The sequence below is a fragment of the Candidatus Pelagibacter bacterium nBUS_29 genome (assembly GCF_051200905.1).
GTDB lineage: Bacteria > Pseudomonadota > Alphaproteobacteria > Pelagibacterales > Pelagibacteraceae > Pelagibacter.
Genome location: NZ_CP172843.1, coordinates 1,182,268 through 1,202,006, shown reverse-complemented (window position 1 = coordinate 1,202,006; position 19,739 = coordinate 1,182,268). Strand labels below are relative to the sequence as shown.

Genomic DNA, 19,739 nt, shown 5'->3' with positions numbered 1-19,739 from the left:
GATGAGTGAAAAAATTGTAGTTCCTGTTCTTGGCGAAAGTATTACTGAGGCAACAGTTGCAAAATGGCTAAAAAATGCTGGTGATGCTGTTGACGCTGATGAGCCAATCGTAGAGCTTGAGACAGATAAGGTTAATCTTGAAGTGCCATCTCCTGTTAAAGGTATTTTAACAGAAATAAATTCAAAAGATGGCTCTGTGGTAGAAGTTGGAGCTTTGTTAGGCTCAGTATCAGAGAGTGGATCAGCAGGGTCAGTTAAAAAAGAGGAAATTAAAAAAGTAGAACCCACTCAAAAAGAAGATAACGTAATTAAATTAGATGCATCTAAAAAAGAACCAAAAATTTTTGAGGAAAAACCAGAAGAAAAAACTGAAGATGAACCATTAGTTTTAACTGATGAGGTCATAGAAGAAGAAACTCCAAAGGCCAAAATAGAAAAATCAGAGCCTAAGGCCAATACAGAAAGCCAAACACTTTCACCAGCTGTTAGAAAAATTGTTACAGAAAATAAAATAGATATTAATTCAGTTCAAGGCTCAGGAAAAGATGGAAGGGTTTTAAAAGGTGACCTAATAAGTTTAATGGGAGCTAATCCACAACCTTCAGAAAGAAAAGCTCAGTATGGTCAAGAAGAAAGAATTAAAATGACCAGACTAAGACAGACGATAGCTAAGAGATTAAAACAAGCACAAGAAAATGCAGCTTTGTTAACTACATTTAATGAAGTTGATATGACTAATATTATGGAAATGAGAAAAGAAAATCAGCAAGATTTTCAAAGTCGTTATGGAATAAAATTAGGTTTTATGTCTTTTTTTGTTAAAGCGTGTGTTGTTGCATTGAAAAATTTCCCAGCAGTAAATGCTGAGATAGATGGTGATGAAATAATTTATAAAAATTATTATAATCTTAGTTTTGCTGTAGGTACCGAAAAAGGTTTGGTTGTACCTGTATTAAGAAATGCTGATGAATTATCATTTGCTGATATTGAAAAAAATATTAAAGAAATTTCAGAAAAAGCAAGAGACGGAAAATTAACTATTGAAGATCTTCAAGGTGGAACATTTACAATTAGTAATGGTGGTGTGTATGGATCAATGTTATCAACACCAATATTGAATCTTCCTCAATCAGGGGTACTTGGAATGCATAATATTGTTGAAAGACCAGTTGTGGTTGATGGAGAAATAAAAATTAGACCTATTATGTATTTAGCTTTGTCATATGATCATAGAATAATTGACGGTAAAGAGTCAGTTTCATTTTTAAAAATGGTTAAAGAAAATTTAGAAGACCCTAGACGGTTATTTTTGGATATTTAAATGTCAGAAAAATTTCAAGCAGTAGTAATTGGAGGGGGTCCTGGTGGTTATGTTTGTGCTATTAGGCTTGCTCAACTTGGACTTAAAACAGCCTGCATAGAGTCAAGAGGATCACTTGGGGGAACGTGTTTAAATGTTGGGTGTATTCCCTCAAAAAGTCTATTAAATTTATCTGAAGAATTTCATAAAGTTCAAAATTTATCTAGTAAAGGAATTGAAGTTGGAGAAGTTAAGCTAAATCTAGAAAAAATGATGAAAAGTAAAGATAAAGCAGTGACTATTCTTACTAAGGGAGTCGAGTTTTTATTAAAAAAAAATAAGATCACTTATTATAAAGGAATTGGAAGTTTTAAATCAAAAAATGAAATCATAGTTAAAGATGATCAAAATAAAGAGACTATTATTCAAGCCGAAAAAACAGTGATTGCAACAGGTTCTGTTCCAGTGTCCTTGCCAGGAATAGAAATTGATGAAAAAATTATTGTATCTTCAACAGGTGCGTTAAAATTAGATAAAGTTCCAAAAAAAATGGTTGTTGTCGGTGGTGGTTACATTGGATTAGAGATGGGATCAGTTTGGTCAAGATTAGGTGCTGAAGTGCAAGTAGTAGAGTTTTTAGATCATATTACTCCAGGTATGGATAAAGAAATTTCTTCAGAATTTATGAAGATTTTAAAAAAACAAGGCATCAAATTTAATATGCAAAATAAAGTTGAAGCTATCCAAAATAATAAAACAGGAGCAGTTGTTTCAACGGTTGATAAAGATGGAAATAAAAATAATTTTGATTGTGATGTAGTTCTTATTTCTGTTGGACGAAAAGCAAACACTAATGGTTTAAATTTAGAAGCTGTTGGGGTTGAATTAGATGAAAGAAAAAGAGTTAAAACAGACAATATGTTTAAAACAAACGTTGATAACATATATGCGATAGGTGACGTTATAAGTGGACCAATGCTTGCCCATAAAGCAGAAGATGAAGGAATTGCAGTTGCAGAAAATATTGCAGGTCAATCAGGTCATGTTAATTATGATACGATTCCTGGTGTTGTTTATACAACACCTGAAGTTGCATCAATTGGTAAGACAGAAGAGCAATTAAAAGAATTAAATACAAAATATAAAATTGGTAAGTTTTCATTTATGGCAAACTCTAGAGCAAAAGCAATAGATGATGCAGAAGGGTTTGTTAAAATTTTAGCAGATGAAACTACAGACAAAGTTTTAGGCGCACACATTATTGGCCCTCATGCTGGTGAATTAATTGCAGAAATAGGAATTGCTATGGAATTTGGTGCAAGCTCAGAGGATATTGCAAGAACATGTCACGCTCACCCAACATTTTCAGAAGCTGTTAAAGAAGCAGCATTATCAGTAGATAAAAGAGCAATACATTCTTAACAATAGGATTTTAAAGTAAAATCCTAAATTATCCTTAGTTATTTTAAATATCCAAGTTCTTTCATCTCAGCTGAAAATTTAGTTTCAATCTCTTCTATAATTTTTTTATCTAATAACTTTTTCCAGTTATTTTCTGGACCTAAATTAAAAAATTTTATTTTTTTATTAATTATTTCATAGGCATTTTCATTAAAATAACCTTTTTCCTCTAAATTTTTTAGATATTTGAAATTAGTAGTCTTAATTATATTTTCAATTTTTTTCTCATTACTTTGAATTTCAGTATAATTTTTTATAAAACTAATTATTCTTTCCAATTCAAATCTTGCATCTTTTATTAAATCTTCATATTTAATTAATAAAAAATCTTTATTATTATTTTTCCAAAATTTATAATGTTCATTCCAGGTACCTAGAAGATCCTTTAAACTGTCTTTAATTAAGTCACCGTTTTTTTTATATCCCCCAATTAATTTTGGAGTGAACAAAAATTCTTTTGATTCTTCCAATGTTTTACTATAATGATTTGAAATCGAATTTACTAAATTTCTAGGATCTCTAACAATATAGATTGTAGCTAAAGTATTTTTTTTATTAGTAAAATTATGATTATCAACTTTACAATTAATATGGTGTGTTTTTAAAAATTTAACTTTGTTATCTAGGTTTATTAGATCCTGAGCAACTATCCAGTGTTTTTTTATTTCATGAAAATTACCATAGTCATTTGTAAAGTTTTTAAAGTGCGCTTTATCAGGAAACTGTTTAATTCTTTTTAAAAGATCAAAATTAAAAACACCATCCTCTGTGTACATTAAAGCAGCCACTATAGACCTTACCCATGTGTTGCCACTTTTGGGGTATGATGTGAGCCAAATGATCATTAATATTTATAATATTTAGATTAAAAAAATCAACAAAACTAGTACATAAATAATGTCAAAAAATATATTAAGATTATAATCAAAATTTATTAATCTGATACAATTATTGCAAATATGAAATACCCAGTTCTTTTACCAAATATATTTAATCATCCTTTTACTTATGATAGCGATATTGTTTTAAAAGTAGGAGATTATGTGGTTGTACCTTTTGGTAAATCTAAAATCACAGGAGTAGTTTGGGATGAATTTGAAAAAAAAAATGATAGAAATTTTAAGATAAAGAGTGTTTTAAAAAAATTAGACGTTTCTCCATTAAAAAAAACAACTATCAAATTTCTTAACTGGTTTTCAGAATACAATATAATTCCTAAAGGAATGGCTTTAAAACTAGTTTTATTAAGTAGTAATGCTGTAGAAAAATTTCAACAAGATGCTTACAAAATTTTTGATACAAGTATCAAAAAAAATTCAATAAAGCTTTCTGAAGAACAAAAAAAATCCCTTAAAAAAATGAATTTTTCTAATCAAAAATTTAGGGTTCATGTTCTCCAGGGAACAACAGGCTCAGGAAAAACCATGGTATATTTTGAAGCCCTTAAAGACATTATAAACAAAGGTTTTCAGGGCTTAATTTTATTACCTGAGATTGGCTTAACAGGTCAATTTGAAAAAAAATTTATAGAATTCTTTGGTTTTACCCCAGCAGTTTGGCATTCTGGTATTACAAAAAAAAAGAAAGAAATTATTTGGAGTGGAATTGCAAACGGGGAAATAAAAGTTGTCATTGGAGCTAGATCATCATTATTTTTACCATTTAAAAAACTAGGTCTAATTATTGTTGATGAAGAACATGACCAATCTTATAAACAAGATGAAGGAGTTACCTATAATGCAAGAGACATGGCTATTTCAAGAGCGTCATTTGAAAATATTCCTATCAATTTAATTACAGCTGTTCCATCAATTGAAACTTATGAAAATATTAAAAAAGGTAAATATAGTATTTCTAAATTAGAAAAACGTTATCAAAATGCATCATTACCAAATTATGAAATAATCAATCTTAATGAAACAAAATTAGAAAAACAATCTTGGCTTTCAAAAAAAATAATTGAGAAAGTAAATTTTCATCTTGATAAAAACGACCAAGTATTATTTTTTTTAAATAGAAGAGGTTTTTCTCCACATGTACTTTGTAATAAATGCTTTAATAGTTATTCGTGTCCAAATTGTTCAATCAATTTAGTCTATCATAAAAATAAAAATAATTTATTGTGCCATTATTGTGGTTTCAAATCTTCTTTAAAAAGAACTTGTGTAAAAGATGGTGACTGTGAGTTTATTTTTAGTGGGCCTGGTGTGGAAAGAATATCTGAAGAAGTTAAAAAAAACTTTCCATCAAAAAAAATAGAAATTTTTTCGAGTGATACTATGAATAAAAAAGACTCTAGCGATAAATTAGAAAAAATAATTAATAATGAAGTTCAAATATTAGTTGGAACACAGTTGATCTCTAAAGGTTTTCATTTTCCAAGCCTTAATTGTATTGTGGTAGTTGATATTGATCTTTCGTCTCAAGGACATGATCTGAGAGGAGCTGAAAAAAATTTACAGTTATACCACCAGCTTTCTGGCCGTGCAGGAAGAACAGGTAAACCTGCTACTGTGTATTTTCAAACTTATAATACTAATACTAAAATGATTTCAGATTTAACAAATAGTAATCCTGACATCTTTCTTGATAGAGAATTAGATATTAGAAGACAAAACAAGCTTCCACCATTTCAAAGATTTATTTCATTAATTCTAACAGGAGACAATGAAGTAAAATTAGAAAAAGAAGCTTTTTATTTTAAAAATTTTATTGAAGAAAAAATTAATGGAAGAGTTTTAGGACCAGTCAGTGCACCTATTTTTAGACTAAAAAGGAAATTTAGAATAAGAATGTTAATTAGAGGTTCAAAATCTCTCAAATTACAGAATTCAATCGCTGAAATTATCCCAAATTACAAATTTTCATCAGGAATAAAACTTTCAGTTGATGTTGATCCAATAAACTTCAATTAACCTTTAAAAAAAGGACTTTTAAACGAATGTGCTACTTGAAGACATTATGGTCATATGCTAATTAGAGCGTGATTTTAAAATAATCTTCAACATAACAGAGGTACCAAGTTGAGTAAAAATAAGGGATTTTCAATAACTTCAGCTGAAAGATATTCTTTAGCTTTGTATGAGCTTGCAAGTGAAAGCAATGTTCTTTTTCAAGTAGAAGATCAGTCCTCATCTATCTTAAGCCTGATTTCATCAAGTAAAGATTTCTCAGATCTAATTAAAGATCCAACTAATAGCCAAGAAGATCTTTTAAAAGTTATAGATATTATTTCTAATGACAACAAATTTGAAAGTTTATTAAAAAATTTCTTAAGTTTTTTAATTTCTAAAAGACGTTTTTTTTATGTAGATCAAATTTTAAAGAGCTTCATTGAAACATGTTCTCAAAAAAGAGGAGAATTAAAAGCAGAATTAAAATCTGCAAAAGAATTATCTGGTGATGAAATATCAAAAATTACAGAAGAGCTTACTAAAAATTTTAGCTCAAAAATAAAATTAAACTACAAACATGACGAAAGTTTAATAGGAGGTTTAATAGTGCAAGTTGGAAGTACTATGGTTGACACCTCAATTAAAAATAAATTACAACAAATCGAAAACAGAATGATAGAGGCATAAATGGAAATAAATCCTTCAGAAGTAACAAAAATATTAAAAGAACAAATTAAAAATTTTGGTGATAAAGCAGAAGTAACTGAGGTAGGACAAGTTTTATCAGTGGGAGATGGTATCGCTAGAATTTATGGTCTCGACAATGTTCAAGCTGGAGAGATGGTTGAGTTTGCAGATGGCTCTAAAGGTATGGCCTTAAACTTAGAGAGTGAAAACGTTGGGGTTGTAATTTTTGGAGATGACAGAAATATCAAAGAAGGTGATACTGTAAAAAGAACTGGGAACATTGTTGATACTCCAGTCGGAAAAGAATTATTAGGTAGAGTTGTTGATGGGTTAGGAAATCCAATTGATGGCAAAGGACCTTTAGATAAAAGTGTTAAAAAAAGTAGAGTTGAAGTAAAAGCTCCAGGAATTATTCCTAGACAGTCAGTTAGTGAGCCTATGCAAACAGGTCTTAAATCTATTGATAGTCTAGTTCCAGTTGGAAGAGGTCAGCGTGAATTAATTATTGGTGACAGACAAACAGGTAAAACTGCAGTTGCAATTGATGCTATCATTAACCAAAAGAAAATTAATGAGTCTGGTGATGAGAAACAAAAACTTTATTGTATTTATGTTGCTATTGGTCAAAAAAGATCAACTGTAAGACAAATTCAAAAAACATTGGAAGAAGCTGGAGCAATGGAATACACAACAATCGTTGCCGCAACAGCATCTGACTCTGCGCCACTTCAGTTTTTAGCACCCTACACAGGTTGTACAATGGGTGAATATTTCAGAGATAATGGAATGCACGGTTTAATTATTTATGATGATTTATCTAAACAGGCTGTTGCTTATAGACAAATGTCCCTATTGTTAAGAAGACCTCCAGGACGTGAAGCTTACCCTGGTGATGTATTCTATCTTCACAGTAGATTGTTAGAAAGAGCAGCAAAATTAAGTGATGAGCATGGTGGAGGTTCTTTAACAGCGCTTCCAATTATTGAAACACAAGGTGGTGACGTATCAGCGTTTATTCCAACTAACGTAATTTCAATTACTGATGGTCAGATTTTCTTAGAAACTGAACTTTTTAACCAGGGGATAAGACCAGCTATTAACGTAGGTTTATCTGTTTCAAGGGTTGGTTCTTCAGCACAAACAAAAGCGATGAAAAAAGTTTCTGGATCAATGAAATTAGAGCTAGCACAATATAGAGAGATGGCTGCTTTTGCTCAATTTGGATCTGATCTAGATGCTTCAACACAACAACTTTTAAATAGAGGTTCAAAATTAACTGAACTTCTAAAACAAAAACAATACTCACCAATGACAGTAGCTGAACAAGTTATTTCTGTCTTCTGTGGAGTAAAGGGATATTTGGACGATATTGAATTAAAAGATATTGCTGAATTTGAAAATAAAATCATTGAAAAATGTAAGTCTGATAAACCTGAAATAATTGATTCAATTCAAAGCTCAGGTAAACTTGAAGATGATAAAGAAAAATTACTAATTGAAGCAATAACTCAATTAAAGGAAAATTTTAAATCTTAATTTATTATGGCAAGTTTAGACGACCTTAAAAAAAGAATAGCTAGTGTAAAGTCTACACAGAAAATTACCAAAGCTATGAAGATGGTAGCGGCAGCAAAACTTAGAAGAGCCCAAGAAAGTGCTGAGAGGGGAAGGCCTTATTCAGAAAAAATGAATAATATAATTCTAAATCTTTCTAGTGGCATTTCTGACAAAGAAAATGCTCCAAAATTATTATCTGGATCAGGTAATGATAAAGTTCATTTATGCGTAGTGATGACTTCCGATAGAGGTTTGTGTGGTGGTTTTAATTCAAATATTATTAAAAAGGCCAAAAGCTATTTTGCTAAGCTTTCAAAAGATGGAAAGGATCTAAAGATCATTACTGTAGGTTCAAAAGGTAACGACCAACTTAAAAGAGCCTATAATGACAAGATAATTGCAAATATTTCATTCAAAGAGTCAAAACATGCTAACTATTTTGATGCTGAAAAAGTTGGTAAAATGGTAATTGAAAAATTTGGAGCTGAAGAGTTTGATGTTTGTACTATTTTTTATAACCAATTTAAAAATGTAATTACTCAAATTCCTCAAGCACAACAAATAATTCCTTTAAATGTTGAAAATTCAGAGGATGATAAATCTGAGGATAGTTACGAGTTTGAACCAGATGAAGATGAGATTTTAGGCAATTTATTGCCAAAAAATATTTCAACACAAATATTTAAGGCAATGTTAGAGAATTCAGCTAGTGAACAGGGCTCAAGAATGAGTGCAATGGATAATGCAACCCGAAACGCAGGTGAAATGGTTGACAAGCTTACTATTGAGTATAATAGAAGTCGTCAGGCAGCAATTACTAAAGAACTAATAGAAATCATATCAGGAGCAGAGAGTTTATAATTATGAGCAAAGGAACAATTACACAAGTTATTGGAGCAGTAGTAGACGTAAAATTTGATGGAGATCTTCCAGAAATTTTAACAGCCTTAGAATGTAAAAATGGAGACAACAGACTAGTTTTAGAGGTTGCTCAGCATTTAGGAGAATCTACTGTTAGAACAATTGCAATGGATGCTACTGAAGGTTTAAAAAGAGGTGACGAGGTGACAAATACTAAAGCGCCTATCCAAGTTCCAGTTGGCCCTGAAACATTGGGAAGAATTATAAATGTAATTGGAGAGCCTATTGATGAAAGAGGCGAAGTAAAAACAAAAGAAAGCTGGCCTATTCACAGAGCTGCACCCGAATTTAACGAACAATCTACTGAAACAGAAATATTAGTTACAGGTATTAAGGTAATTGATTTACTAGCACCATATGCAAAAGGTGGAAAAATTGGACTGTTTGGTGGAGCTGGAGTTGGAAAAACAGTTTTAATTATGGAATTAATTAACAACGTTGCGAAAGCACACGGTGGATTTTCAGTATTTGCAGGAGTTGGAGAAAGAACTAGAGAAGGAAATGATTTATACCATGAGATGATAGACTCAGGTGTTATTAAAAAAGATGGAGCTGGATCTAAAGCTGCACTAGTTTATGGACAAATGAACGAGCCTCCAGGAGCTAGAGCTAGAGTTGCTCTTACAGGATTAACTGTAGCTGAATATTTTAGAGATCAAGAAGGTCAAGATGTTCTTTTTTTTGTAGATAATATATTCAGATTTACACAAGCAGGTTCTGAGGTGTCAGCACTATTGGGTAGAATACCATCGGCTGTTGGTTATCAGCCTACACTTGCAACTGACATGGGTAACCTTCAAGAAAGAATTACTACTACTAATAAAGGATCGATTACATCAGTACAGGCTATTTATGTACCTGCCGATGATTTAACTGACCCTGCGCCTGCAACATCATTTGCTCACTTGGATGCTACTACCGTACTTTCGAGACAAATTGCAGAAATAGGTATTTATCCTGCAGTTGATCCACTTGACTCTACTTCAAGAATTTTGGATCCTAGAATTGTTGGTGATGAACATTATAGAGTTGCTCGAGAAGTTCAAAAAATCTTACAAACTTATAAATCGCTGCAAGATATCATAGCTATTTTGGGTATGGATGAATTGTCTGAGGAAGACAAGTTGGTTGTAGCAAGAGCTAGAAAAATCCAGAGATTTTTATCTCAACCGTTTTTTGTTGCGGAAGTGTTTACTGGATCTCCGGGTAAACTAGTTGATTTAGACTCAACAATAAAAGGCTTTGCTGCAATTTGTAAAGGTGACTATGATCACCTTCCAGAAGCAGCTTTTTATATGGTTGGAACTATAGAAGAAGCAATAGAAAAAGCTGAAAAAATGGCTAAGGAAGCTGCTGCTTAATGAGTGAAGAGTTTAAGATTGAAATAGTAAATCCAGAAAAATCTTTTTTAGTTAAAGAAGATGCATCTGAAGTTGTTGTTCCTGCCTTTGAAGGTGAGATGGGAATACTTAAAGATCACATTTCTATAATTTCATTTTTAAAGCCAGGTATTATAAAAATTTTGTCAAAATCTGGTGATGAAAATTATTATGTTGAGGATGGAATTGTTGAGTTTAAAAATAATAATTTATCAATCCTGACAAGCTCGATATTTAATCTCACAGATTTAGATAAATCTAAGCAACAAGATCTATTAAAATTGGCTGAAGAGGAAGCAAGTAACCCTGAGATAAATGACCAATCTAAATATTTAGTTGATCAAAAACTTGAAGTACTAAGATCTCTTAATTAATAATCTTTTTAACTTTTTCCTGGAGTTCTTTGTAAACGTGTAGCTTAAAATCTACCACAACTTCTGTAATTTGATCAATATCGATCCATTTCCAATCTAAAAACTCTGGATTTTTAGTTTTGATATTAATTTCTTTTTCTTCTCCTGTAAATTTCATTAAAAACCACTTTTGTTTTTGACCTTTGTATTTACCTTTCCAAATAATTCCTAACAATCGATCAGGAAGTTCGTAGGTTATAGAGCCATCTATTTCTTTGATTAGTTCTACGCTTTTAACACTAGTTTCTTCCTCAAGTTCTCTGTAGGCAGCTTTTAAAAAATCTTCTCCCTCATCAACCCCACCTTGAGGCATCTGCCAAAATTTTTTTGCATTATCGATCCTTCTTGCAACAAAAACTTTATTGTCATTATTTAATAAAATTATTCCTACCCCAATTCTTAGCGGTAGTTCGCTAAAATTCTTTTTCATATTACTATCCGTTTAGTAACTTAATTGCGTAATTTAGCTGATTATCGGTAACAGTTTTAATTCTAAAGTCATCACCTTCTTCATTGACTTCAATATCTGGTCTTACTCCTACTTCTGATATAGATTTTCCAGATGGAAGGTAATATTTTGCAATTGTTAATCTGATAGCTCCTTTGTTTTTTAGAGGAATTATTGACTGCACAGATCCTTTTCCGTAACTACTTTCACCAAGTATAATTGCTCTTTTATGGTCTTTAAGAGCTCCAGCAACAATTTCAGATGCAGATGCAGATCCATAGTTTATCAATACCAATAAAGTTTTTCCATCAGTAATATCTCCTTTTCTTGCAAACCATTTTCTATTCTCTGATTTTTTTCTGCTTTTCGTTGATACTATTTCACCATTTTCTAAAAAAAAGTCAGAAATTTTTATTGCCTGAGATAATAGACCTCCAGGATTATTTCTTAAGTCCAATATAAATGCTTTTAAGTTTTCGTTTTCATTTAGTTTTTTAATTTGTTTTTTAATCTGTTGACTACTGTTGTCGTTGAAAGAAGTTAATCTGATGTATCCTATATTATTTTCTAATAAATCTGATTTAACAGATTGTACTTCAATTATTTCTCTTGTTATGTTGAATGTAAGAGCTTTTTTTACTCCTCTTCGTCTCACAGTTAGTTCAATGCTAGAACCAACTGGACCTCTCATTAAATCAACTGCTTCACTTAAAGATTTTCCTTGCACCTGAGTGTTATTAATTTTTACAATATAGTCTCCAGCTTTAATGCCAGCTTTTGATGCAGGAGTGTCATCTATGGGTGAAATTACTTTTACAACACCTGATTCCATACTAACTTCAATTCCAAGACCACCAAACTCCCCACTAGTTTCGGTTTGCATCTCTTGAAAAATTTCTGGTGACATATAAGCGGAATAGGGATCAAGTGACTGAAGAAGACCATTAATAGCAGAGTCCATGCTTTCAGATTGATTAATTTCATCTACATATTCTTCATTTATCTTTTCAAGGACTTCTCCAAATAGATCAATTTTTTTATAAATATCTATTTCAGCTGAATTTATTGAATAGGAGAAAAAAAAAGAAATTAAAAAAATTATCAAATAAAGTTGAATTTTTTTCATATAATTAACTTTTCTTTTGGAATTAGTTCTGACCAAATTTTTTCAAGCTCATAAAACTTTCTTTTTTCAGGATGGAATATATGCACAATCAAATCAATTCCGTCAACCAGCTTCCATTCACTACTTTCTTTTCCTTCAATCTTTGAATTTTTGATACCATTATCTTTTAACTTTTCTAAAACCTGCTCTGATAAAGACTGTATATGTCTTGAAGAAGTACCACTTGCAATAATCATATAGTCTGCCATTGAACTTTTATCTTTAAGGTCAATAGTTACAATGTCTTGAGCTTTGTTAAGATCCAGTGTGTCAATTACAACTGATTTAAGATCTGAAATTTTATCCATTAGTTAAAATAAGACTATCAAATTTTTCTTAATTGAGAAGATGAAATGTTGACTTTTTTAAATTCAACAAATGAAAGAGTTTTATTGTTAAACTTCTTAAATGTCTTTGATTTTAAAGAATTTTTTTTATATCCATGACGATCGAATACGATGATATTACATTTTTGAGTAATTAATTCTGATTTGTGCCATCTATGAAAATCAATCAGATTGTCCGCCCCCATTAAAAAATAAATTTCAAAGTTTTTATTTTTTTTAAGATGGTTAATTAGATCAATAGTTTTATTAGATTTAATTATATTTTCATAAAATTTTACTTTTATAAAAGAATTCAATCCAATTATTTTTTTACAATCCTTAATTTTTTTTGCAATAGGTGTCTTGCTCTCAGATTTAAGTGGATTTTGCTTAGTAATAGCCCAAATAATTTTTTCAAGTTTGAATTTTTTTTTAGCTTCTTTAGATATTGCTAAATGACCTTTGTGAGCTGGATCAAATGAACCTCCCAAAATTCCAATTTTAACTTTTTTTATATTCAAGTTATTCTCTTATTTTTCCTTTACTTGAGATTTCATATTTGTATGAAACTAATTGCTCTAAGCTAACAGGGCCTCTTGGAGGTAGTGTATTAGTTGATATACCTACTTCTCCACCAAATCCGAATTCACCACCATCTGCAAACTGTGTTGAAGTATTATGCATTGCAATAGAGCTTTTAACATTTTTTAAAAACTTATTAGCTGTTTTTTTATTTTTAGTAATAATTGAATCAGTATGCATTGTTCCATATTTGTTTATATGATTGATAGCTTCATCAGAACTTTTAACAACTTTAACCGATACAGCAGCTGTTAAATATTCTGTAGACCAATCTTTCTCTTTAGCTGGATAAACTTTACCTTTGTAATATTTTCTTATGATATTATCACCGTATATTTTACAATTTTCATTCTCAAGTCTTTTTAAAATTGGATTACAAAATTTTTTAACTATTTCTTCATGAAGTAAAATAGTTTCGGTTGCACCACAAATAGCTGTATTTCTTAATTTAGCATTATAAATAATATTTGATGCCATATTTAATTCTGCATCTTTATCAATAAACGTGTGACAGATACCTTCTAGGTGGCCGATTGTAGGAACTGTTGAAAACTCTTGAACTCTTTTAACTAAATTTTTTCCACCTCTAGGAATTATAACATCAATGTATTGTTTCATTTTTGAAAGCATAATGTCGACCATTTTTCTATCTTTAGAGTCTACAAATTGAATATAATTTTCATCGACATTATTTTTTTTAAGAGCTTGTCGAAATAATTTTGCCAATATTCTGTTGGTATTCAAAGCTTCTGATCCACCTTTTAGAATTACAGCATTACCAGATTTAAAGCATAGACCTGCTACATCAGATGTTACATTGGGTCTACTTTCAAAAATAACACCAATTACGCCAATTGGTATAGTTACTCTTTTTATATTTAATCCATTTGGTCTACTCCATTTTTTTAGAGTTACATTTACAGGATCTTTTAGTTTAGAAATTTTAATGACAGAATCTTTGATATTTTTGAGTCTTACTTTATCAATTTGTAGTCTGTTAATTAGATTTTCTTTAATTCCTTTGCTTTTAGCAAATTTAACATCTTTTAAGTTTTCTCTTAATATCGATTTATTTTCTTTATCAAGTAATTTAGCGTAAAGATTTAAAACTTTATTTTTAGTATCTAAATTAATTTTTTTTTCGGAGGCTTTTCTACTTTTAATACCTATTAATTTCATTTTTTTAATCATTTTAAATCTCTACCATATCATCTTTGTGAATAACTTCTGATTTTGCAACATAACCTAGTAATTTTTCTATTTGATTTGAATGATTTCCCATAATTTTAATTATTTCATCAGATGTAAAAGAACTTAAACCTCTTGCACATTCGTTGTTTTTTTTATCTAGAATTTTGACATGATCCCCTTTACTAAATTTTCCTGAAATTTTTTTAATCCCAGCGGCTAATAAGCTTTTTCCTGATCTTAAAGCTTTTTTTGCACCATCATCAATTATAATTGATCCTTTTGGCGCAATAGAACTTATGATCCATTTTTTTCTAGCATCAAGCTTTGAAACTTTAGAATTAAACCAAGTACAATTATTTTTTTCATTAATCATTGAGATAGGATTTAAGTGTAGTCCATTTGCTATAACCATATTACAGCCTGCTAATTGACAGATTTTTGCTGCTTCAATTTTAGTTTCCATTCCACCACTGCCATATTCGTTTACACCTTTAATATTAATCTCTTTTAAATCTTTTTTTATATCATTTACATTTTTGATTAATTCAGCATCTTTGTAAATTTTTGGATTTTTTGTGTAAAGACCATTCACATCTGAAAGAAGAATTAAAGTGTCAGCATCTGAAATTTGTGCAACTCTAGATGCTAGTCTATCATTATCACCATATTTTATTTCAGTTGTGGCTATTGTGTCATTTTCATTAACGATTGGAATAAAATCTAAATCAAATAAATTTTCAAAAGTTCTTTTAGCATTTAAAGATCTTCTTCTTTCCTCTGTATCCTCAAGAGTTAATAGGATTTGTGAAATATTTAGCTTATATTTTGTAAATGTTTGAGAAAATAAGTTCATCAGTTCGATTTGCCCGATTGAAGCTATAGCCTGACTCTTATCTAGTTTAATTGTTTTTTTATTTATATTCATTTTCTTGCATCCAAGCGCTATTGCACCTGAGCTTACAATTACTACTTTTTGATTTTTATCTTTTAATTTTTTGATATCTTTTGCAAAACTAGAAAGCCATTTTTTTCTAATCTTTTTATTGTTATCTACGAGAAGTGAAGATCCTATTTTGACAACTATTATTTTAGAATTTTTAAGAGACATATGACAAAAGTTTAGCTTTAATTTTAGATATAGAGTCTTTTTCTAATGTAGTCATAGTCATTATTTCACAATTTTTACCTTTTGAAAAATAATCAATTACATCTTTAACAGTATCTTCATCTACTAAATCTATTTTATTAAGTACTACAAGCTCTTTTTTATCAATTAATTTTGAGCTGTAACTTTTTAATTCATTTTTAACTTGTTCGTAAGACTCATTTAAATCTAAGTTCGTAATATCTATCAGATGCAATAATGATTTACATCTTTCTATATGTTTTAAAAACTGTATACCAAGACCAACGCCTTCATGAGCACCTTCTACAAGTCCTGGGATATCTGCAATAGTAATTTCTTTATCATCATAAGATGCAACTCCTAAATTAGGATTTAAAGTAGTGAATCTATAATTTGCAATTTTTGGATTTGCGTTTGTTATTGCAGCCAACAAACTTGATTTTCCAGCATTTGGTAAACCAATTATTCCAATGTCAGCAATTGTTTTTAATTGAAGCCAAATTGTAAACTCTTCTCCAATTCCACCTTTGGTAAATTTTCTTGGGGCTCTATTTGTAGAACTTTTAAACCTAGTATTTCCAAGTCCACCTTTACCACCAATAGCAACGACAAAATCTTCTCCTTTTTTATTAAAATCAAATAGTAAAGTTTTGTTGTCTTCTTCAAAAACTTGAGTTCCAAGGGGCACCTTTAAAAATAAATCGTCACCTCCTTTACCTGTACGATTTTGTCCAGCACCATTTTCTCCTCGTTGTGCTTTATGATGTTGTTGGTACCTATAATCTATAAGTGTGTTAAGATTATCTTCAGCCTTTAAAATTATTGATCCACCCTTTCCTCCATCACCTCCATCAGGGCCTCCATACTCAACATATTTTTCTCTTCTGAAGCTTGGTGAGCCATCACCACCGTTTCCAGCTTTAATATAAATTTTTACTTGATCTAGGAATTTCATAATACAACATTTATTTAAGTTGTACTATTAATTGGGCTTTACTGAAACGAAAGTTCTATCTGCTTTAGATTTTTTGAACACAACTTTACCTTTTACTACTGAAAAAATAGAATGATCTTTACCCATTCCTACATTTTCCCCAGGAAAAATTTTAGTTCCTCTTTGTCTTACAATTATATTTCCAGGTATTACTGTCTCACCACCGTACTTTTTAACACCAAGTCTTCGCCCAGCACTATCTCGTCCGTTTCTCGATGATCCACCTGCTTTTTTTGTTGCCATAACTTACCTAATTTATTTATTTGCCGCTTCTGTTTTTGGTTTAACTTCAGCTTCAACTTTTTTAGTTGGTTTAACCATTTTTTCTGCTTCAGATAAAACTTTACCATCTTTAGAAAAAATTTTGTTAATTCTAATCATTGTATGTTCTTGTCTATGACCATTTTTTCTTCTTGAATTATGTCTTCTTCTTTTTTTGAAGATTAAAATCGTTCTGTCTTTACCATTTTTAATTAAATCAGCTTCTACTTTAGCACCTTCAACATGTGGGGTACCTATTTCTATAGATTTATCATCTCCATATGCAAGTATTTCGTTGAATTCTATCTTAGATTCAGGTTTTGAGTCTGGTAATTTTTCAATTTTCAGGATTTCACCAGCTTTTACTTTATACTGTTTGCCACCTGTTTTTATTATAGCGTAAGACATAGTAAGAATTTAAATTTAAGTTACCGCAATATAGTTGTAGCAAGGTTTTAGTCAAGTTGAATTAACTAGAAATTATCCTTTAAATCTCTCAATTTTGAAAAGGATTCAACGTTTTTTGCTCTTAAAAATATATTACATTCTATTTCATCTTTGACACTAGAGGGGATAGTGGGCAGGTTATTTTTAAGCTTTTCATTAATTTTTGATATTTTGTTTTGTAAATTTATATTTTCAGGCTCATGTTTGATACAAAACTTGGAATTTTGAAGTGTGTATTCATGTCCACAATAAATTTTAGTATCCTCAGGAAGCCTTTTTATTTTTCCTAAAGAGTTAAACATTTCTTGATAAGTGCCTTCAAAAATTTTTCCACAACCAAGAGAAAATAGTGTGTCACCAGTAAAGATTAGTTTTTCTTTAAAAAAATGAAAACTAATATGACCTGTCGTATGACCAGGTACATGAATAATTTTTGCCTCAAAGTTATCAGCTTTCCAAATTTGACCATCCTCAAGTAAAACTTGGATCTCTGGAATTCTATTAGCATCATCTTTATAGCCAACTATAATTGAATTGTATCTATTTTTTAGATCTATATTTCCTCCAATATGATCAAAATGATGATGTGTATTTAGAATATATTTTAGAGTAATATTTTCTTTTTCAATAAAATTAATAACTGGTTTAGACTCACTTGGATCAATAACACATGCTGTATTATTAGACTCATCAATTACTAAATAACTGTAATTATCTTTTAAGCAGTGAATTATTTCTATTCTCATATTATTTTTCAATTAAAAATATACCTAGATCAGCAAATAAATTTTTAAGACCCAAATTAGTATCATTAATTGATGATACGTTTTCATTACTTAGAGCTATCGATTTGAAAATTTTAAAATTTCTAGATTTTACAAAATGAACAAAATCCTTAATTGTACACATATGTAAATTTGGAGTGTTATACCATTCATCAGGTAATGTTTTAGTTATAGGCATTGTTCCTTTAATTAATAAATGAAGTCTAATTTTCCAATAACCAAAATTAGGTATGGTAACTATTGCTTTTTTTCCAACTCTTAATAATTCATTTATTACTAGTTCAGGATTTAAAAATGCCTGAAGTGTTTGACTTAAAACAACATAATCAAAAGATTTATCAGGAAATTGGATTAAATCTTTCTCAGCATTTCCCTCAATTACTGTTAATCCTTTTGCTATACATTTTTGAACTTTATCTTTTGAGATTTCTAATCCTCTAATGTTAATATTTTTATTATCTTTTAAAAATTTCATTAAAGTGCCATCTGCACACCCAACATCCAAAACTTTTTTATCTTTTTCAATTAAATCAGCAATAACTTGGAATTCATTTTTCATAATTAATTATCTGTATAAGATTTATCTAAAAAATTTTTAAGAGCACTTAGAAAGTCTGGGACATCAAGTAAGAAAGAATCATGTCCTTTATCTGACTCGATTTCAACAAAACCAACATCAGCACCAATAGCGTTTAAAGCAATTACGATATCTTTATTTTCCTGAGTAGGGTAAAGCCAATCTGATGTAAAAGATATTATGAAAAATTTAGCTTTAGTTTCTTTAAAAGCATCTGATAAATTTCCGTTAAATTGTTTAGCTAAATCAAAGTAATCCATAGCTCTTGTAATATAAAGGTAACTATTTGCATCAAATCTATCTACAAAAACTGATCCTTGGTATCTCAAGTAACTTTCAATTTGAAAATCAGCATCAAATCCAAATTTTAGATCTTCTCTTTCTTGTAATTTTCTCCCAAATTTTTCTTGAAGGCCTTTTTTTGAAAGATATGTGATATGAGCAGCCATTCTTGCAACTGCCAAACCTTTATTGGGTATAGTATCTTTGGAATTATAATCTCCTTCATTCCAATTACTATCTGCAGCAATCGCTTGTCTTCCAAGTTCATTAAACGCAATATTTTGTGCTGAATGACTTGAGGTACACGCAATAGGAATTACAGTTTTAGCCTTATCTGGAAAATTACTAATAAATTGTAGAACTTGCATTCCACCCATTGATCCCCCCACAATAGAAAAAAGTTTTTCTATACCAAAGTGATCTAGTAAATTATTCTGAGCATTTACCATGTCATTAATAGTGATTACAGGAAAATTAGTACCAAAAACTTTTTGTGTATTTGGATCTTTGTGACTTGGACCAAATGAGCCAAGGCATCCACCAATCACATTTGAGCAGATTACAAAATATTTGTTTGTATCAATTGCCTTATCAGGACCTACAGCATAGGACCACCAGCCATCTTTATTTGTAATTGGATTTAGGCCAGTTACAAATTGGTCACCTGTAAGTGCATGAAAAACTAAAATAGCATTATCTCTTTTTTCATTTAAGGTTCCATAGGTTTCGTATGCAATTGGAAAATCATTGATAGTTTTCCCACAGTCAAGTTTAAGTGGTTTTTTAACTATTAGAGTTTTTAAGTTTAATTCCGTATTCATAATAAATGCTATTATTTGAATTGAGAGAAAAAAAACAATTTTAGCGGTTTTTTTTAAGCGCTCGCAATTCAGTTAAATCAGCGCATAAATTTTGTACTAGATGTTATTTATTATGTCAATTT

At 30.1% G+C, this 19,739-nt stretch carries 21 protein-coding genes; 8 read left to right on the top strand and 13 right to left on the bottom strand.

From position 1 onward, the window contains the following. Position 1 precedes the first annotated feature (1 nt). Positions 2–1,321 (top strand): 2-oxoglutarate dehydrogenase complex dihydrolipoyllysine-residue succinyltransferase, encoded by a 1,320-nt coding sequence (gene odhB, locus ACIJYA_RS06415; RefSeq protein WP_435088161.1) that lies wholly within the window; start codon positions 2–4, stop codon positions 1,319–1,321. After that, positions 1,322–2,722: a dihydrolipoyl dehydrogenase gene (gene lpdA / locus ACIJYA_RS06410; RefSeq protein WP_435088159.1), complete on the top strand. Its 1,401-nt coding sequence runs from the start codon at positions 1,322–1,324 to the stop codon at positions 2,720–2,722. A gap of 38 nt (positions 2,723–2,760) precedes the next feature. Here the strand turns inward: lpdA and ACIJYA_RS06405 are convergent, their stop codons facing one another. Next, positions 2,761–3,606, bottom strand: a complete 846-nt coding sequence (locus ACIJYA_RS06405) for a sulfotransferase domain-containing protein (protein WP_435088157.1) — start codon at positions 3,604–3,606, stop codon at positions 2,761–2,763. 114 nt (positions 3,607–3,720) lie between these two features. On the opposite strand from ACIJYA_RS06405, the gene priA reads away from it, so the two are divergent. From priA to atpC, 6 genes are all read left to right on the top strand, one after another. Further along, positions 3,721–5,676 carry a replication restart helicase PriA gene (priA, locus tag ACIJYA_RS06400; RefSeq protein ID WP_435088154.1) on the top strand — a complete coding sequence of 652 codons (1,956 nt, stop codon included), beginning with the start codon at positions 3,721–3,723 and terminating at the stop codon, positions 5,674–5,676. 108 nt (positions 5,677–5,784) lie between these two features. Further along, on the top strand, positions 5,785–6,342 hold the full coding sequence (gene atpH, locus ACIJYA_RS06395) for an ATP synthase F1 subunit delta (RefSeq protein ID WP_435088152.1): 558 nt from the start codon (positions 5,785–5,787) through the stop codon (positions 6,340–6,342). Further along, positions 6,343–7,878 carry a F0F1 ATP synthase subunit alpha gene (gene atpA, locus ACIJYA_RS06390; protein ID WP_435088150.1) on the top strand — a complete coding sequence of 512 codons (1,536 nt, stop codon included), beginning with the start codon at positions 6,343–6,345 and terminating at the stop codon, positions 7,876–7,878. Between the two features lie 6 nt (positions 7,879–7,884). Further along, entirely contained in the window at positions 7,885–8,760 is an 876-nt protein-coding gene (locus tag ACIJYA_RS06385; protein ID WP_435088148.1) for a F0F1 ATP synthase subunit gamma, read from the top strand. A gap of 2 nt (positions 8,761–8,762) precedes the next feature. Continuing rightward, on the top strand, positions 8,763–10,181 hold the full coding sequence (atpD, locus tag ACIJYA_RS06380) for a F0F1 ATP synthase subunit beta (RefSeq protein WP_435088146.1): 1,419 nt from the start codon (positions 8,763–8,765) through the stop codon (positions 10,179–10,181). Next, a complete protein-coding gene (gene atpC, locus ACIJYA_RS06375) occupies positions 10,181–10,573 on the top strand; it encodes an ATP synthase F1 subunit epsilon (RefSeq protein WP_435088144.1) in 393 nt (130 codons plus the stop codon). Before atpD ends, atpC begins: the two co-directional genes overlap by 1 nt. Here atpC and ACIJYA_RS06370 read toward each other — a convergent pair. The 12 genes from ACIJYA_RS06370 to metX all read right to left on the bottom strand — a co-directional run bounded on the left by ACIJYA_RS06370 (position 10,566) and on the right by metX (position 19,617). Then, entirely contained in the window at positions 10,566–11,042 is a 477-nt protein-coding gene (locus tag ACIJYA_RS06370; protein WP_435088142.1) for an RNA pyrophosphohydrolase, read from the bottom strand. The genes atpC and ACIJYA_RS06370 overlap by 8 nt on opposite strands. Positions 11,043–11,046: 4 nt before the next feature. Then, complete coding sequence (locus ACIJYA_RS06365; RefSeq protein ID WP_435088140.1) at positions 11,047–12,186, bottom strand: S41 family peptidase; 1,140 nt, start codon at positions 12,184–12,186, stop codon at positions 11,047–11,049. Next, positions 12,183–12,533: a ribosome silencing factor gene (rsfS, locus tag ACIJYA_RS06360; protein WP_435088138.1), complete on the bottom strand. Its 351-nt coding sequence runs from the start codon at positions 12,531–12,533 to the stop codon at positions 12,183–12,185. The genes ACIJYA_RS06365 and rsfS overlap by 4 nt, the downstream gene beginning before the upstream one ends. A gap of 17 nt (positions 12,534–12,550) precedes the next feature. Then, positions 12,551–13,072 carry a nicotinate (nicotinamide) nucleotide adenylyltransferase gene (gene nadD / locus ACIJYA_RS06355; RefSeq protein WP_435088137.1) on the bottom strand — a complete coding sequence of 174 codons (522 nt, stop codon included), beginning with the start codon at positions 13,070–13,072 and terminating at the stop codon, positions 12,551–12,553. Between the two features lies 1 nt (position 13,073). Further along, entirely contained in the window at positions 13,074–14,324 is a 1,251-nt protein-coding gene (locus ACIJYA_RS06350; RefSeq protein ID WP_435088135.1) for a glutamate-5-semialdehyde dehydrogenase, read from the bottom strand. 1 nt (position 14,325) lies between these two features. Beyond that, positions 14,326–15,432 (bottom strand): glutamate 5-kinase, encoded by a 1,107-nt coding sequence (gene proB, locus ACIJYA_RS06345; protein ID WP_435088133.1) that lies wholly within the window; start codon positions 15,430–15,432, stop codon positions 14,326–14,328. Then, positions 15,422–16,405 carry an Obg family GTPase CgtA gene (cgtA, locus tag ACIJYA_RS06340; protein ID WP_435088131.1) on the bottom strand — a complete coding sequence of 328 codons (984 nt, stop codon included), beginning with the start codon at positions 16,403–16,405 and terminating at the stop codon, positions 15,422–15,424. The genes proB and cgtA overlap by 11 nt, the downstream gene beginning before the upstream one ends. Before the next feature lie 27 nt (positions 16,406–16,432). Then, positions 16,433–16,687 (bottom strand): 50S ribosomal protein L27, encoded by a 255-nt coding sequence (rpmA, locus tag ACIJYA_RS06335; protein WP_008544325.1) that lies wholly within the window; start codon positions 16,685–16,687, stop codon positions 16,433–16,435. A gap of 12 nt (positions 16,688–16,699) precedes the next feature. Continuing rightward, on the bottom strand, positions 16,700–17,113 hold the full coding sequence (gene rplU / locus ACIJYA_RS06330) for a 50S ribosomal protein L21 (RefSeq protein WP_028035976.1): 414 nt from the start codon (positions 17,111–17,113) through the stop codon (positions 16,700–16,702). Positions 17,114–17,178: 65 nt separating this feature from the next. Continuing rightward, positions 17,179–17,898 carry a hydroxyacylglutathione hydrolase gene (gloB, locus tag ACIJYA_RS06325; protein WP_435088128.1) on the bottom strand — a complete coding sequence of 240 codons (720 nt, stop codon included), beginning with the start codon at positions 17,896–17,898 and terminating at the stop codon, positions 17,179–17,181. Between the two features lies 1 nt (position 17,899). After that, entirely contained in the window at positions 17,900–18,496 is a 597-nt protein-coding gene (gene metW, locus ACIJYA_RS06320) for a methionine biosynthesis protein MetW (RefSeq protein ID WP_435088126.1), read from the bottom strand. A 2-nt stretch (positions 18,497–18,498) separates the two neighbouring features. Next, a complete protein-coding gene (gene metX / locus ACIJYA_RS06315) occupies positions 18,499–19,617 on the bottom strand; it encodes a homoserine O-acetyltransferase MetX (protein WP_435088124.1) in 1,119 nt (372 codons plus the stop codon). Positions 19,618–19,739 lie beyond the last annotated feature (122 nt).